The sequence below is a fragment of the Paraburkholderia largidicola genome (genome assembly GCF_013426895.1).
GTDB lineage: Bacteria > Pseudomonadota > Gammaproteobacteria > Burkholderiales > Burkholderiaceae > Paraburkholderia > Paraburkholderia largidicola.
In genome coordinates this window covers 1,489,075-1,504,485 of the sequence record NZ_AP023175.1, presented here as the reverse complement: position 1 = coordinate 1,504,485, position 15,411 = coordinate 1,489,075, and the positions used below count along the sequence as shown (strand labels likewise).

Here is a 15,411-nt window from a genome sequence, read left to right as displayed (position 1 = left end):
AACGGAGCAACACATGTCCACGTCCAATGAACGTATCGAGCACGATCTTCTCGGCGACCTCCCTGTGCCAAATGACGCCTACTACGGCGTGCATACCCTTCGGGCACTCGTCAATTTTCCGATCACCGGCATCCCGATCTCGACGTATCCGAATCTCGTCAATGCACTGGCGAGCGTCAAAGAGGCGGCGGCCATGGCCAACCACGACCTCGGCGTGCTCGCGGAGCACAAGATGAAAGCAATCGTTCACGCGTGTCGGGAGATTCGCAACGGTACGGCGCATGACCAGTTCGTGGTGGACGTCATTCAGGGCGGCGCGGGCACGTCGACCAACATGAACGCGAACGAAGTGATCGCCAATCTGGCGCTGGAACATCTTGGCCACCAGCGCGGCGACTACGCGCTGCTGCATCCCAATGAAGACGTCAATCTCGGTCAAAGCACGAATGACGTGTACCCGACCGCGTTGAAGATCGCGACCTACATGGGTATCGTTCAGCTGGTCCACGCGATGGGTGTATTGCGTCACTCGTTCGAACGCAAAGCCGAGGAATTCCGCGACGACCTCAAGATGGGGCGCACGCAGTTGCAGGACGCCGTTCCGATGACGCTCGGTCAGGAGTTCAGCACGTTCGCGGTCATGCTTGGAGAAGACGAAGAGCGGCTCACGGAAGCATCAAAGCTGATCTGCGAGATCAACCTCGGCGCAACGGCCATCGGCACGGGAATCAACACATCGCCCGAGTATGCTGCACTTGCGTGCCGGCATCTTGCCAGTATCACGGGCATACCTGTCGTCACGTCACCGAATCTCGTCGAGGCGACACAAGACGTCGGCTCGTTCGTCCAGTTGTCGGGCGTACTCAAGCGGGTTGCCATCAAGCTCTCCAAGACGTGCAACGATCTTCGGCTTCTTTCTAGCGGTCCGCGCGCGGGTTTTGGTGAAATCAATCTGCCGCCCGTGCAGGCTGGCTCCAGCATCATGCCTGGCAAGGTCAACCCCGTCATTCCGGAAGTCGTCAACCAGATCGCGTTTGAGGTCATCGGCAACGACGTGACGGTGAGCTTTGCAGCGGAAGCCGGTCAACTGCAATTGAACGCGTTCGAGCCGCTAATCGCACACAGCCTCTTCAAGAGCGTTGCACACCTGCGCGCGGGATGCCTCACGCTTGCTTCGAGGTGCGTCGACGGGATCATGGCGAATCGTGACAGGCTTCACGCGCTCGTCGAGAACTCGATCGGCATCGTGACGGCGCTCAATCCTTATATCGGCTATACCAACGCGACGCAGGTGGCACAGGAGGCGCTCGCGTCGGGGAGAAGCGTCGCTGAGATCGTCATTGAGAAGGGTTTGTTGAGCCGCGCGCAACTCGACGAAATTCTGCAACCGTCGATGCTGACGCAGCCGAGACAGGCGGTTGTCTTTCCGCCGCAGTCGATCGAGGGGGACGCTAGTTGATCACTGTCAGGCCGATTCTCTCTCGACGATCGTAAAGCCGACATCGATCCTGCGCTGGCGCATGGCGCCCGTTTCTATCTTCGCGATCAGCATCGCAGCAGCCAGTTCGCCGATCGCTTCGGCCAGAAAAAGGTGCTGGGCTTCGCCGTGCCGTGGTGGCCGACCGCAACGGCCGTGACGGGCTTTGCTGCTGTGCATCGCGAAGTCGGGTACGACGGTGGCGGCATCGCAGGTCTGGGCGCTGCCCGGCGATGTTGCGCCGCTCGATGCGGTATCGATGTCGCAGGCGTACAGAACACGGCATCGAAGATCGGCGGTGTCCTGTTCGATCCACCGCCAGGGGAACCACTCGCGCAGGTTGCCTGGATAAGCGGCTACGCTACACTCTAATTATTCGACGACCTGCCGTAAGCTGTCGGGCAAGGAATCATCGGCCTGGTGAACCATCGGCGCAGTCTTCGAAAGCGGATTTTCCGCAGCCAGACGCAGTTTTGAACGCAGTAGGTAGCACTCCGGGCAATGCCTGGCGCATCCTGTTCGACCTTTCGATCCGCAAATGCACACGTGGTGAATGGAGGCTTCGAGATGAACAGAAAAAATGCCGCGGCCATCTGGATTCTGATCGCTATGCTGGTGGGCATCGGGATCGGCTACATGATCTACACGAGCTTTCCGGACAAGAAGAGTGCCACCGAGATCGCGGGCTACATCTCACTGGTGTCGGACGTGTTCCTGCGCCTGATCAAGATGGTGATCGGCCCGCTCGTCTTCTCGACGCTCGTCGTCGGCATTGCGCACATGGGCGACGCGGCCTCGGTCGGACGCGTATTCGCGAAAGCGCTAGGGTGGTTCGTCACCGCGTCGCTGATCTCGCTGCTGCTCGGCCTGTTGATGTCGAATCTGCTCAGGCCCGGCGAGAATCTCGGGCTGCCGCTGCCCGATATCGGCGCGTCGGCGAACCTGGCCACCTCCAAGTTCACGCTCAAGGACTTCGTCGGACACATGGTCCCCAGGTCATTCGCCGAGTCGATGGCCAACAACGAAATCCTGCAGATCGTCGTGTTCTCGATGTTCTTTGGCATCGCGCTCGCCGCGCTGGGTGAGAAGGGCAAGGTCCTGGTGGCCGCGATCGACCAGCTCTCGCACGTCATGCTCAAGATCACCGGCTACGTGATGAAGCTCGCGCCGCTGGCGGTGCTGGCAGCGATGGCCGCGACCGTGGCCGTCAACGGGCTGACCATCCTGTTGAAGTTCGCGGTCTTCATGGGCGACTTCTATCTCAGCCTGTTCCTGCTGTGGGCGGTGCTCACGGCGGCGGGATTCCTGTTCCTCGGGCCGCGCGTGTTCAAGCTGCTGGCGCTGATCAAAGAGGCATTCATGCTGTCGTTTGCGACCGCGAGTTCCGAGGCCGCGTATCCGAAGATTCTCGACGCGCTCGACCGTTTCGGCGTGAAGCGCAAGATCTCCAGCTTCGTGATGCCGATGGGGTATTCCTTCAACCTCGACGGCTCGATGATGTATTGCACGTTCGCGACCCTGTTCATCGCTCAGGCGTACAACATGCACCTCTCGCTGGGCACGCAGCTGACGATGCTGCTGATCCTGATGCTGACATCCAAAGGGATGGCTGGCGTGCCGCGCGCGTCGCTGGTGGTGATCGCCGCCACGCTCAACCAGTTCGGCATCCCCGAAGCCGGATTGCTGCTGATCCTGGGCGTGGACACGTTCCTCGACATGGGCCGTTCGGCCACCAACGCGGTGGGCAATTCGATTGCGAGCGCGGTGGTCGCCAAGTGGGAAGGGGAACTGCTGTCGGAGGCCGAGGCGGAGGAGAACGCGGCGCGCATCGACGCCGAACTCGGCGCGACGATCGCCCATCCCGCAGAAAGCTGACGGAGCCGGGCCATGAAGACGCAGCGATTCTGGTCGATGCTGGCGATCGCGGGGCTGCTGATTGCCGGTTCGGCGGCGCGGGCGCAGGATGACGCGCAGCCGTCCCGCCCGGTTACCGACACCGCCGCGCCTGTCGCGCTGACGGGCACGCTGGCGAAGGTTAGGGAGGCGGGCACCATCGCGCTGGGCTACCGCGAGTCCTCGGTGCCGTTTTCGTATCTGAACGTGCGCAACGAGCCAATCGGCTATTCGATCGAGCTGTGCAAGTCACTCGTGTCGGCGATCGGGGACGCGGTCAACCGGACTCTGACCATCCAGTGGGTGCCTGTCACGGCCGACAACCGCATCGACGCGGTGGCCAGCGGCCGGGTCGATCTGGAGTGCGGCTCCACGACGAGCAACGTGGAGCGCCAGAAACGCGTGGCTTTTTCGCCGATCATTTTCGTGGCGGGCACCAAGGTGATGGTCAAGAAGGGCTCGCCGATCGGTTCTTTCCGCGACCTCGCGGGCAGAAAAGTCGCGGTGACGGCAGGCACCACGAACGAGAAGGCGTTGCGCGATCTGAACAGCAAGTTCCGGCTCGGGATGCAGTTGCAGGTGGTGCCTGACCACGCGCAGGGCTTTGCGCAGGTGGCCGAGGGAAAGGCCGACGCCTTCGCCACCGACGACGTGTTGCTGTATGGCCTGATCGCGGAGCATGCCAGCGCGGGTGGCGAATACCGCGTTGTCGGCGACTATCTGTCGTATGACCCGTACGGCATCATGTTCCGCAAGGACGATCCGCAGCTCGCGCAAGTGGTGAGGGATGCCTTCCAGGAGCTTGCGGCGGACGGAGAAATCGATCGTCAGTACAAGCGCTGGTTCTTGCGCCGCCTGCCGTCCGGCACAAGCCTCGACCTGCCGATGAGCCGGCAGCTCGCGACCATCATCCAGTCGATCGCCGGCGGCGAGGCGCAATGAACGATGCGCTCGCGGCGCATCTAGTAGCGCCACCCGCGATGTCCGTAGTAACCACGTCGATAGTAGTAGCCAGGACCGTAGTAAGCGCGACCGTAATAGCCTCGATAGCCGCCGTACCAATAGGGGTAACGATAGTAGCCGGGCCAGGGGCGCGGTCCATAGATCACCGGCGGCCCATAGACGACGGGCGGCGGCGCATAGAGAACGGGCGGACCGACATACACGGCGCCCGGCACACCGATGCCTATGCCGACGCCCACCGACACACCGCCCGCCTGTGCGAGGCCGGCCGACCCCGCGCCGAGCGCGGCAGCGGCCAGAAAACGAACGAGCTTGTTCATGTGCGTTCTCCCCGCCTCGAGCCCCGGTTCAGACGACCGGCGACGGCGCAACGAGGCATGGACAAATACCGCTGAGTCCGTTTTCTATGGGTTCAATACGCAGAGGCTCATACGTGAGGTCGAAGGACCCTGATCTTTAGAGTCGGCGGTTCGGAAGTCGTTCAGGGACCGCAAAGGGCACACGGTCCGCTAACCATTGAACAGTTCGCTGCGCGCCGCGTCCATGATCATCGCGACAGCCGGATGACTGATACGGCGCTCAATCGAGATCGCAAAGAACTCTTCGACGATGGTGTTGATCTGGCCGACCATCGTCAGTTTGTGCTCTACCTGTAGCTGGCTCTCCAGCGCGGTGGGCGCGAACAGCACGCCGCGGCCCTCGCGGCCGAACGCCAGGGTCATCGCGCCGTCGTCGAATTCGCCGACGATGCGCGGCGAAATGGCATGTGATGCCAGCCAGTGATCCAGCTTGCGGCGCACTGCGGATTCCGTGCCGGGCAGCAACACCGGCAATTGACCGAGCGACAACGGGAAACGTTTTTTCGCGGTCTGGACCAGCGTTTCCGCGCCGAAGCAGCTCAGCGTCGAACGGCCGAGCCGGTGATTGAACGCCTTGATATTGACGTCGGCGGGAATGGGCGCATCCGCGATGATCAGGTCGAGGCGGTGCACGGCCAGTTGCGCGAGCAGCGCATGCAGCTTGCCTTCGTGACAGATCATGCGGATCGACACGGGTGCGCCCAGCGCTGGTTCCAGGAGCCGGTACGCGATGGCCTTCGGAACAGAATCCGCAATCCCGACGCGAAAGCGCGTTTGCGCGCCGGATTCGTTCTCCCGCCGCACCGCGCTCTCGAGTTCCGAGCCCAGCGAGAATATTTCGTCCGCGTAATCGAGCACCAGCCGGCCGGCATCCGTCAGTTCGATGGTGCGCCCGCTCTTCCTGAACAGCTTCTTATCCAGCGATTCTTCGAGCAGCTTGATCTGGCCGCTGAGCGTTTGCGGCGAGATGTGCAACTGCTCGCCAGCGCGGACGATCCCTCCCGCGTGCGCCGCCACCCAAAAGTAATGCAGATGCTTGAAGTTCACGCCCCCTCCGTCGGTCGATCAACGCTACGGTTTTTTCGAACTGTTGGCAATAAAAATGCGAATTTTATATTCGCCCGGGTTCGGTTAGATTGAAGCCTCGCACCTGGACGCCCGCGAGCGGCTAACGACACTGACAGAGGTGACTTATGGCATCGGTTGCGCAATTTCTTCGTTCGAAAGATTCACAGACAGTGTGGTCCACTCAGGCATCCGCATCCGTCTACGACGCGATCGCAATCATGGCGCACCGGAAGGTCGGCGCGCTGATCGTCGCAAACGAAGGGCGCCTGGCCGGCATCGTCACCGAGCGCGACTATGCGCGGAAAATCGTTCTGATGGACCGCTCATCAAGGAATACACCGGTGCGCGACATCATGTCGACGGCGGTGCGCTACGTCGGCCCGCAGCAGACAACCGACGAATGCATGGCGCTGATGACGGAACACCGGATACGTTATTTGCCCGTGATTGCGGCGGGGCAGGTGATCGGAATGGTATCGATCGGCGATCTGATCAAGAACCTGATTGCCGAGCAGGACCACACGATCCGGCAACTGGAGCACTACATCCACGGCAACAGTTTTCACGTCGGCCATCACGGATTACAGGCGCAAAGGCCGCAGGTTTGATCATCAAAAATATTACTGTTCGTAATGTCGTTGGCGCGACTGTGCAGCGCACGATGCGGGCAGTTCCACTGACTTACCAGAAGAGGTTTTTATGTTCATGCAATTCGTCAATCACCTTCGACGTGCCGCCGGTTCGGTCACGCGCGGGACCGCGGCGCTCGGTCTGGCGGGACTGCTAGCCCTCGGCGCCATGGCGTCGAACGATGCCGAGGCGAAGCGGGTGGGCGGCGGTCAAAGTATCGGCCGCCAGTCGCAGACGGCGTCGCCGTCCGGGCAGGCGCAACAACGCCAGCAAGCCCAGCCGGCGCAACAGGCCGCGCAGGCCCCTGCTGCCGCGGCCGGTAACCGCTGGATGGGCCCGCTCGCCGGCCTGGCCGCGGGCCTTGGGATTGCGGCGTTGCTGTCGTCGTTCGGGCTGGGTGAAGGGCTGGCGCAAATGCTGTCGAATGCGCTGCTCATCGGGCTGGTGGTGTTCGCCGGCGTGATGCTGTTCCGCTTTATTGCCAACCGGCGTCGTCCGGATCTGGCTTACGGGCATGGCGCCGCGAGCCGACAGCAAGCGAACGGCTCATCACTTCTCAATCGGATCGGGCAAGCGCGGCCTGACGCGACGCCCACGGGCTGGCCGCGTGCAGCGATGGGTTCGATGGGCGCGGCAGGCGCCGTGCAGGCACCGGGACTTGCGCTCGGTCCCGACCAGGCTGCCTTCCTGACGACGGCAAAAACCCTGTTCATGCGTCTTCAAGGCGCGTGGGACAGAAACGAGCAGGGTGATCTGTTCGAACTGACGACGCCGGACATGTTCAGGCAACTCAAGATGGATCTGGAAGCCCGAGGCCGCGAGCCGAGCGTGACGGAAGTCACGCAACTCGATGCCGAGGTGCTGGGCACGGAAAGCAACGCGAATGAAACGCTGGTCAGCGTTCGCTTTTACGGTCAGATGCGGGAGGACGATGCACAGATGGCCCAGCCGTTCCAGGAGATCTGGAACATCGTCAGGAGCGTGCAGGGCGACCAGGCGTGGCGAGTGGCGGGCATCCAGCAGATGAACCACTAAGGAGTGTCATTGAACCGGTAGTCGGCTTGCTGCATGTCAGCGAGCCGACTAACCCTGTGCCGACAGACCCAACCGAGGAGACGGTATGTTGAGTCCGCATGAATTCGCCACCTTGATGCTCATCAAGGATGCGCCGGATCAGATTGAACTGGGCCGCGCGGAGCTCGACACGCTCCTGCAGCGTCAACTCATATCGCTGGAAAACCTCGCTTCGGGACGGCCACGCGCGCATGTCACGAGCAGTGGCGATTCCATTCTCAAGGCTGTCTCCTGGATGCGGTAGGCATCCGAGTGTGTTCGCCAGTTCACGTCTTAGCTGTCAGAAGCACTGACGCACCTGAACCCCGCATACACATGCTGATACCGCGGCTGAAACCAGTTGCGGAACGTCGGCCGGATCATACATTGCGCGGTGCGCGCCGAACCGCCCTTCAGCACGTAATGCTGTCCATCGTAGAAATTGGCCGAGTAGCCGAGATAGAACGGAAACGCCTCGAAGCCCGGCAGCGCATCGAATAGCGACGACGTCCATTCCCAGCCGTTGCCAAACTGGCCTTCGACACCGAACGCGCTGACATTCCCCGGCGATGCATCGACGGCTTGCGGGTCCCAGTTGCGGAAATCGTAGTTGCCCGAAGGCGCGTCCGGCACGCCTTGCGTGGCGCGCTGCCATTGCGCTTCCGTGGGCAGTGTCTTGCCGGCCCAATGTGCGTAGGCGCTTGCCTCCGCGTGGCTCACGTAGACGGGCCAATCGGGCGGCAGCGGGATATCTTCGAACATCGTGCGCAACGTCCACTCGCCGTCTGCATTCCGCGACCATGTGACGGGATGCGCGACGCCCTCCGCTTCCTTCCACGCCCAGTCTTTATCGTTCCAGTAAGCGCGATTGCGATAGCCGCCTGCGTCGATGAACTCGCGGAATTGCGCGTTGGTCACCATGTAGCGGTCCATCTCGAACGCGTCGACCTGCACGCGCTGCTCGCCGAACTCGTTGTCCCAGCCGAAGCGTCCATCTTCCTTCTTCATGCCGAGCACGGCCTCGCCTGCCGACACGCGTACCATCGGCGACGCTTCAACGTTGCGCGTGTATTGCGCAGTGGACGTGACGCCCGGCGGCGCGGCCTTCATCTCCAGCGGCAACTGATGCAGCATGTACGCGAGCGTTTCCGCGTGCATCAGCCGGTGTTCGATGGCGACATGCATCAGTTGCTCGGGCGAGCCCGTCGCCATGCCGCCGCTGCCGAACTCATAGGCGGCAAGACGGCTGTCGATCTGCTCGCGCGCCTTGCGCGCGTAGTCGCGCACGGCGTCGATCGAGGGCCAGTCGGAAGGTTGGTCGGTGGGAAAGCCACCGTCGACGGGATCGATGCCGAACGCGAACAGCCTGTCGAGTTCCGGCGCGAACGCGGGCAGCGGGCACAGGCGTTCGTCGAACAGATTGCGGTCGAAAGCTTCGAGGTGGCCGATGTAAAAGACGATCCGGTGGCGTTCGCGGATCGGCCGGTCATAGAGGTATTCGGGTTTGACAACCGAGAACAGGGCGTCGGTCACGCGGCGCGCGTCGATGAGACGTTCGGCCAGCGGGTGGTGCGGAGCGGGGTCGCGGTTCATTCGCCGGGTCTCCTCGTGGGGACAGCAAGCATCTATGCACGAGACGAGTGCGGGGTGCCGAAGACCCGACTCTCGCCGAGAAGAATAATCTTGAACTGTACCGCAGGCGCAGGAGACGTGCCAGGCGCATGCGCGCCGGCGTCGTGCGAGACGAAGCGGCGCGCGGGACCTTGGCGGGATCAGGCGTTCGGCGCGGCGCCGACCTGGCGCAAGCCTTCGGGATCGACGATATGAATGAAGCGGCCTTGTGCGTCGATCAGTCCGCGTTTTTGAAATCTTGACAGGGTGCGGCTCACGGTTTCGAGCGTCATGCCGAGGTAGCTGCCCATGTCTTCGCGCGTCATCCGCAGATTGAATTCCGCCGATGAATAACCGCGCTGCGCGTTGCGCCCGGAGATATCGAGCAGGAATGCAGCGACGCGCTCGTCGGCGCTCAACGAGCCGAGCACCATCATCTGCGCGGCCTCGCGGACGATCTGCTCGCCCATCAGCTTGTGCAGCCGTTCCTGCATCGAGCCGATCTCGCGGCACAGATGCTTGAGCGCCGCGTAAGGGATGATGCACACCGAGCTGTCTTCAAGCGCGACGGCGCTGCATGCATGCTGGTCGCTGCTGATGCCGTCGAGACCGAGCGCTTCGCCCGCGATCCTCAAGCCCGTGACCTGCTCGCGGCCATCGCGATGGGCCATCACCGTCTTCAACGATCCCGAGCGCACGGCGTACAGGCTGTCGAACGCATCGCCCGCGCGATAGAGCGCCTCGCCGCGTCGCACCGAGCGCGCCGAGCAGATCAGCGCTTCGAGCTGCGGCATCTCGTTGGCGGCCACGCCTTGCGGCATGCACAGATGACGCATCGCGCACGACGAACAGCGCGCAGCGCTGCGCACGGCGCGCTGCGTGGACGAGGCGGGGCTGCGGCGGACAGCGCGGGCAGGAGCGACAGCGGCGGTAACTGCGATGGGATTGAGCATGGGACCAACCGGCAATAAAAGGGTGACAACCGATTGTCCCACTCGATGCGCGCGCAACCAGGCGGCAAAATGACGCGTCGCCAGCCAGCGTCCGGTTGAGCGGCGTCAGGCTCTGCTTCGCGCGCGATGCTCAGGGCCTGGGTTCTTCCTCGGTGTCGCCGCCGCCGGCAGCGGAAGGAATCAGCAACACAGGCAATGTCGATTGACGTACGCACCGCTCGGCTACGCTGCCCAGAATCAGCCGCTGCATGCCGCGCCGGCCATGCGTGCCCATCACGATCAGGTCAGCGTTGAAATCGGCGGCGGCGCGCAGCACGAGCGTCGGCACGTCGTCGAAGGATGACGCCTCGCCCACTGCGATATCGCCCGATACGCCATGCTCGCGCATCGACGCCGACAGTTCCGCCGTCAACTCCTTGCCCTGCTCGACAAGACGGTTGCGCAAGATGGACGGATCGTAGCCGGGCGCGTCGAAGTACATCGGCGTGTTTTCGACCGCGTAGAACGCGCGCAGTGTCGCGCCCAGCTTGCTGGCCAGATCCAGTGCGCCGTCGAATGCGCGGCGCGACGTGTTGCTGCCATCGACGGCAACAAGGATGCGTGTGTACATGAAGCCTCCGTGTCGTGGAGGGCGTCGCGCGGCCGTGTTCCGCCTGCGCGGGCCGCCCGTGAAAGCGGTTTGAATAGGTCCGGATTGCGTCTGCAGCTTAAACGATCGTCGGGAAAAGGCGGGTTTCGATGGGCGGGAATGCAGATGTCAATCAAAGATTTGTCAAATTTTGCTGTCGGACGTGAGGTCGTTCATACTGGCGGGGTGCGCGCAACCACGCGTGTTCGGGCCGGAATCCGCCGTGATTTCACCCGGTAGCGCACGTTATTTGCCTTACAATTCCAATCTACTCTGACAAGCCGCTTCTCTCGACGATGAACGAGCGCAAATCGACCGGTCTGCCGGACAAGATCTACGGAGACATCCTCAACCGCATTCTCGAAGGCGAATACAAGGAAGGCGAGCGCCTGCCGACCGAGCATGCGCTCGCGGAGCGCTTCGAGACGTCGCGGCCGACGGTGCGCGAGGCGCTCGCGAGGCTGCGCGCCGACGGCATCATCGTCACGCGGCACGGCTCCGGTACGACGGTCGCGCGCCGTCCGGACCCCGATGTGCGTCGCTTCGCGCCGCTGGAGACGTTGTCCGATATCCGCCGCTGCTACGACTTCCGCATCGTGACGGAGTCGGGCGCTGCCGAACTGGCTGCGCAAATGGCCGAAGCCGATGACATCGCCGCGATCCAGCACGCATGGGACGAACTGGAGCGCGTGATCGAAACGCAGGGCATCGGCGCGAAGGACGACTTCGCGTTTCACCTTGCGGTCGCGCGTGCGTCGAAGAACCAGTTCTTCATCACGATGATGTCGTTCATCGAAGAGCAGATCGTGTTCAGCATGAATCTGTCGCGTAACCTGTCGCTGGTGAAGACGCTCGAGCGCCAGCGGCTCGTGCAGGCCGAGCATCTGGCCGTGCTCGAAGCGATCCGCAGCAAGGACGCAGCCGCGGCGGGCCAGGCGATGCGCCTGCATCTCGAGCATGCGCGTGACCGGATGTTCGGCTCCTGACGTTTTCCGCCTTGCCGGGCCGTTGTGCTGTGCTTGCGGCCCTGTTCCCTCTCCCCCTGATCTGAAAATGCGACGCGTACTGCGCCGCATCGCAAAGAAGTGAATTCTTCCCGTCCCCTGGTTTTTCGCGACGCACTGCTGGCCATGCTCGGCATCGGTCTCGTCAACATGCTGGTCGCGCTCGATCAGACGGTCGTCAGCACGGCATTGCCGTCGATCGTCGTCGAACTGCACGGTTTCGAGTATTACGCGTGGATTGCGAGCGCCTATCTGCTGGCGTCCGTCGTCACAGTGCCCGTGTTCGGGCGGCTCGGCGACTATTTCGGCCGCAAGTATTTCGTGATTACGGCGGTGATCGTTTTCACCGTGGCGTCGGGGCTGTGCGGCCTCGCACCCAGCATGCCGTTTCTGGTGTTCGCGCGCGGGTTGCAGGGCGTGGGCGGCGGGATGATGGTCGGCACCGCGTTCGCGTCGATCCCCGATCTCTTTCCCGACCCGCGCACCCGCGTGCGCTGGCAGGTGGTGCTGGCGGCCGCCTACGGAATCGGCACGGCGGCGGGGCCGTCGCTGGGCGGCTGGCTCAGCGAACAATTCGGCTGGCGCTCGACATTTCTCGTCAATCTGCCCGTCGGCGCGCTCGCGCTGTACTTCATCTGGGCGCATCTGCCGTACTACCGGCGCGAGCGCACGGGCGACGTGCGGATCGACTGGGCGGGCGCCGCGCTCGTCGCGCTGGTGCTCGGCGGGCTTCAGACGTTCATCGAAGCCGTGCCGAAGGACGGCCTGACCACGGGCAACCTGATACTCGCCGTGCTGGTCGTGGTGGGCGCGGCCGCGCTGCTGGTCTGCGAGCGGCGCGCGACACACCCGATCGTGCCGCTCGACCTGTTCAAGGACCCGCAGCTAGTGACGCTGTTCACGCTGTCGGTGCTGTCGGGTTTCGTGATGTTCTCGCTGATCTTTTTCGCCCCGCTGCTGCTGCAAGGCGGTTTCGGGCTGTCACCGCAGCAGGCCGGCCTGCTCGCGACGCCGATCGCCGCCTGCATCGCCCTCGGCAGCATGATCAATACGCGCATCGTGATTCACATGAAGCGCCCGACGGCGATTCTGACGATCGGTTTCAGCCTGCTCGTCGTCGCTTCAGTGGGCATCGCGCTCGCCACACCCGCGACGCCGCATCTCTATCTCGAACTGTCGATGGCGGCCGTCGGCATCGGGCTCGGTTTCATTCTCAACAACCTGAACGTGTTCGGCCAGGAGATTGCCGGCCGCGAGCGCTTCGGCATCACGACGGCGCTGCTGCAATCGACGCGGATGGTGGGCGGCATGCTCGGCACCAGCATCGTCGCGACGATCGTGAACCGGCGCTATGCGTCGGGCGTGGAAGAGTCGTTGCGCGTGCTCGGCGAAACCGTCGCGTCGGCATGGCGGCCGAAGCTCGCCGATCCACGCATTCTCGTCGACGAAAACCTGCGCGACTCGCTGCTGATCGAACTGAAACGCGCCGGCCTCGAAGGGCCGGCGCTGTTCGACGCCGCGCGTCACGTGCTGGTGCAGTCGATCCACATCGGCGTCGTGCTGACGGGCTGCGCCGCGCTGGCGGCGGCGCTGCTGGTGCGCCGGATCTCGCACATCACGTTCCGGCGCAGCTAGGCTCGGCTGAGGCTCGAACGCAAACTCAAGCCGCCACGGGCATCGGCTTGCAGACGGCTGCGCGAATCGCGTCGACGGTGATGTCGAGCGCGATCGTGCGTTCGACGCCGATCTTCACGGGCGGCCCCAACCGCGTCACTTCGATGCCCGTGCGGCGCAACAGCCGCTCGATCGCCACCGTCGTGACGGTCACATAGCGCGTGATGCTCATCCGGTCCGCGAACGTCACCAGTTCGTGGATGGCGTGCATCGTCAAATCTGCAAAGCCAAACGTTTGCTCTCCATCCGTTTCGATAGCAAAGCGGCTCAGTTCCCATATATGCCTCCCGATTGGGGCGTCGTGACCGTCGAGCAACTGCGGGAACGTATCCTTCAGCATGTTGGGGCCTTCCGTGGGCATCAGCCGCCAGCAGCCGCGCACCGCGCGGTCGGCGTCCTGGATGAGCATGTAATACGGCCCGAGCGCGTCGTAGCCGTCGATCTCCATGCCAGCGATGGTCGGAACGTCCCATCCCATGCGGTCCCGGAAGACGCGGGCGCGCAGCCGGTACATCTCGTTGATGTGGTTGTTGTCGAACTCTTGCCGTGTGCCAATCCGAATCGCCGTATGCATGGTGTGCTCCTTACGTTGGTCGCGGTACGCAGGAAACCGTATGCATTTCGGATAAAAAAAACACCTATTCACCTGGATAGGTGCTCAGTCCGTCTGATGATTACAAAATTGAGATGAGGGTCAAACACAGGGAAAAACCATCATGGAACTTCAGAATCACTGGCAAGCGGGCGTTCACGCAAACGTTCAACCGACCGTGCAGAGCCGTGGCGCGGATACTTCAACTGGCGTGGACCGCGTGCTGATCATCGCGTACCGCAAGAAAAAGAAGGAGAGCCAACGTCAATTCTGGGCGCGCTTTGGCGTGACCCAATCGCGCGGCAGCCGCTTTGAATCGGGCGCTGAAATTCCGGCACCCGTCTCGATCCTGCTGGGCCTCTACTTCACCAAGACGGTCACGGACGGCGATCTGGGCAGGGCAGAGAAGGTGCTCCACAACCCGGAAGCGCGCGAACTCATCAACCTGGATCAATAAGGCCGAGTTGCGTTGCAATCACGGCCGCCGCGCGCCGTGAGTTCACGCCGAATTTCGTGCGAATGTTCTTAAGGTGGAAGTTCACCACGGCTTCCGAGCAATTAAGAATGTGCGAAATTTCCCAAGTGGACTTACCGCGTGCGGTCCATTTCAGGCATTCCTGTTCGCGCGGCGTGAGCTTCGGCACCAACGCCTGCGTGTGAGCATTCAGGTGCGGCTGGCTCGTGTCGATGACGAGATCGCGCAACAGCACCAGGTTGGGCAACACGACGTCGAGATGACGCCAGAAGTCGTCGGTCGGATTACGGTCGTTGACGAAGCAGATCAGCCCCGATTCCTGCCTCGGCCCGTGAATAGGCAGGCTCACGCCGGCGCGCAAGCCGTGCGCGCGAGCTTCTTCGTACATCGTCTGAGCCGGATAGGTGACGAACAGATCTGGCGACCAGATCAGGGGTGACGACTTCGTCATGCAATGCGCGACGGTCGGGTCGATGTGCGCGAACCCCTGATCGTTGTAGAACTGCCGCCACGATGGAGAGTACGTGCTCCGGATGAACGCGTCTTCCAGCCGCATGCCCGGCCGTGGAAGGATGCCGACCAGCACGCGGTCGAAGCCCCAGCCGTCTGCCAGTCGGGCGACTTCGCGGAACCAGCTGACATCGTTCTCCGCTTCCAGCAACGGCGACATCTGTTCAATGAAATGTTGCGGCAAAGTCTATCTCTCGAGGTTCGCAGCGGTGGGGGCTATGGCCATGCCGATGCTGCGGTTACTCATGGGTCTTGTTGCGCATCAATTTATCACTATATTCGCCGGTTAATACGAATTGGCGATAGAGAATTTCTCGCCTGTTTCATTTATGGCTCAAAATCGGGCGTTGCGCCAACCGGGAATTAATTGCGTTGACGCAATTCTGCAGCAAATGCCGCAAATCCGCTCCTGCCGTGGCTGACAGCCATCTGAATAAGCTGTTATTTAGTAGGGTTTTTGCGCGATTTTGGGTCGGTATTAAATACGGTTCGATCTTGAAAATCGGAAGAGATTACAAAAC

At 62.4% G+C, this 15,411-nt stretch carries 17 protein-coding genes; 9 read left to right on the top strand and 8 right to left on the bottom strand.

Annotated features, from left to right (window positions below; translation table 11 throughout):
* Positions 1 to 13 precede the first annotated feature (13 nt).
* Complete coding sequence (gene aspA / locus PPGU16_RS23400) at positions 14 to 1,459, top strand: aspartate ammonia-lyase (RefSeq protein ID WP_180722790.1); 1,446 nt, start codon at positions 14 to 16, stop codon at positions 1,457 to 1,459.
* Positions 1,460 to 1,465: 6 nt separating this feature from the next.
* Here aspA and PPGU16_RS23395 read toward each other — a convergent pair whose 3' ends face one another.
* Entirely contained in the window at positions 1,466 to 1,657 is a 192-nt protein-coding gene (locus PPGU16_RS23395; RefSeq protein ID WP_180722789.1) for a hypothetical protein, read from the bottom strand.
* Positions 1,658 to 2,044: 387 nt separating this feature from the next.
* Between PPGU16_RS23395 and PPGU16_RS23390 the strand changes: the two genes are divergently transcribed.
* Together PPGU16_RS23390 and PPGU16_RS23385 are read left to right on the top strand one after the other, a co-directional pair.
* A complete protein-coding gene (locus PPGU16_RS23390; protein WP_180722788.1) occupies positions 2,045 to 3,352 on the top strand; it encodes a dicarboxylate/amino acid:cation symporter in 1,308 nt (435 codons plus the stop codon).
* A 12-nt stretch (positions 3,353 to 3,364) separates the two neighbouring features.
* Positions 3,365 to 4,312 carry an amino acid ABC transporter substrate-binding protein gene (locus PPGU16_RS23385; RefSeq protein ID WP_180722787.1) on the top strand — a complete coding sequence of 316 codons (948 nt, stop codon included), beginning with the start codon at positions 3,365 to 3,367 and terminating at the stop codon, positions 4,310 to 4,312.
* 20 nt (positions 4,313 to 4,332) lie between these two features.
* Here the strand turns inward: PPGU16_RS23385 and PPGU16_RS23380 are convergent, their stop codons facing one another.
* A complete protein-coding gene (locus tag PPGU16_RS23380; RefSeq protein ID WP_180722786.1) occupies positions 4,333 to 4,653 on the bottom strand; it encodes a hypothetical protein in 321 nt (106 codons plus the stop codon).
* A gap of 189 nt (positions 4,654 to 4,842) precedes the next feature.
* Positions 4,843 to 5,739, bottom strand: a complete 897-nt coding sequence (nhaR, locus tag PPGU16_RS23375) for a transcriptional activator NhaR (protein WP_180722785.1) — start codon at positions 5,737 to 5,739, stop codon at positions 4,843 to 4,845.
* Positions 5,740 to 5,885: 146 nt separating this feature from the next.
* Here nhaR and PPGU16_RS23370 point away from each other — a divergent pair, with 146 nt between their 5' ends.
* From PPGU16_RS23370 to PPGU16_RS23360, 3 genes are all read left to right on the top strand, one after another.
* Positions 5,886 to 6,368 carry a CBS domain-containing protein gene (locus PPGU16_RS23370; RefSeq protein WP_180722784.1) on the top strand — a complete coding sequence of 161 codons (483 nt, stop codon included), beginning with the start codon at positions 5,886 to 5,888 and terminating at the stop codon, positions 6,366 to 6,368.
* A gap of 91 nt (positions 6,369 to 6,459) precedes the next feature.
* On the top strand, positions 6,460 to 7,425 hold the full coding sequence (locus PPGU16_RS23365; protein ID WP_180722783.1) for a Tim44 domain-containing protein: 966 nt from the start codon (positions 6,460 to 6,462) through the stop codon (positions 7,423 to 7,425).
* Between the two features lie 85 nt (positions 7,426 to 7,510).
* Positions 7,511 to 7,708, top strand: coding sequence for a hypothetical protein (locus PPGU16_RS23360; protein ID WP_180722782.1), 198 nt, complete (start codon positions 7,511 to 7,513; stop codon positions 7,706 to 7,708).
* A 29-nt stretch (positions 7,709 to 7,737) separates the two neighbouring features.
* Here the strand turns inward: PPGU16_RS23360 and PPGU16_RS23355 are convergent, their stop codons facing one another.
* From PPGU16_RS23355 to PPGU16_RS23345, 3 genes are all read right to left on the bottom strand, one after another.
* A complete protein-coding gene (locus PPGU16_RS23355) occupies positions 7,738 to 9,036 on the bottom strand; it encodes an SUMF1/EgtB/PvdO family nonheme iron enzyme (protein WP_180722781.1) in 1,299 nt (432 codons plus the stop codon).
* A 179-nt stretch (positions 9,037 to 9,215) separates the two neighbouring features.
* Positions 9,216 to 9,890, bottom strand: a complete 675-nt coding sequence (locus tag PPGU16_RS23350; RefSeq protein ID WP_180725190.1) for a helix-turn-helix domain-containing protein — start codon at positions 9,888 to 9,890, stop codon at positions 9,216 to 9,218.
* Positions 9,891 to 10,137: 247 nt separating this feature from the next.
* Positions 10,138 to 10,617: a universal stress protein gene (locus PPGU16_RS23345; protein WP_180722780.1), complete on the bottom strand. Its 480-nt coding sequence runs from the start codon at positions 10,615 to 10,617 to the stop codon at positions 10,138 to 10,140.
* A 314-nt stretch (positions 10,618 to 10,931) separates the two neighbouring features.
* On the opposite strand from PPGU16_RS23345, the gene PPGU16_RS23340 reads away from it, so the two are divergent.
* The gene (locus PPGU16_RS23340; RefSeq protein ID WP_180722779.1) at positions 10,932 to 11,621 is read left to right on the top strand and encodes a FadR/GntR family transcriptional regulator; all 690 of its coding nucleotides are present in this window, start codon (positions 10,932 to 10,934) and stop codon (positions 11,619 to 11,621) included.
* A gap of 144 nt (positions 11,622 to 11,765) precedes the next feature.
* The gene (locus tag PPGU16_RS23335) at positions 11,766 to 13,274 is read left to right on the top strand and encodes an MFS transporter (RefSeq protein ID WP_180725189.1); all 1,509 of its coding nucleotides are present in this window, start codon (positions 11,766 to 11,768) and stop codon (positions 13,272 to 13,274) included.
* A 25-nt stretch (positions 13,275 to 13,299) separates the two neighbouring features.
* Here PPGU16_RS23335 and PPGU16_RS23330 read toward each other — a convergent pair whose 3' ends face one another.
* Entirely contained in the window at positions 13,300 to 13,887 is a 588-nt protein-coding gene (locus tag PPGU16_RS23330; protein ID WP_180722778.1) for an acyl-homoserine-lactone synthase, read from the bottom strand.
* A 142-nt stretch (positions 13,888 to 14,029) separates the two neighbouring features.
* Between PPGU16_RS23330 and PPGU16_RS23325 the strand changes: the two genes are divergently transcribed.
* On the top strand, positions 14,030 to 14,362 hold the full coding sequence (locus tag PPGU16_RS23325; RefSeq protein WP_007586630.1) for a helix-turn-helix domain-containing protein: 333 nt from the start codon (positions 14,030 to 14,032) through the stop codon (positions 14,360 to 14,362).
* On the opposite strand, the gene PPGU16_RS23320 is transcribed toward PPGU16_RS23325, so the two are convergent.
* Positions 14,346 to 15,050, bottom strand: a complete 705-nt coding sequence (locus PPGU16_RS23320; protein ID WP_180725188.1) for a helix-turn-helix transcriptional regulator — start codon at positions 15,048 to 15,050, stop codon at positions 14,346 to 14,348. The genes PPGU16_RS23325 and PPGU16_RS23320 overlap by 17 nt on opposite strands.
* Positions 15,051 to 15,411: the final 361 nt, after the last annotated feature.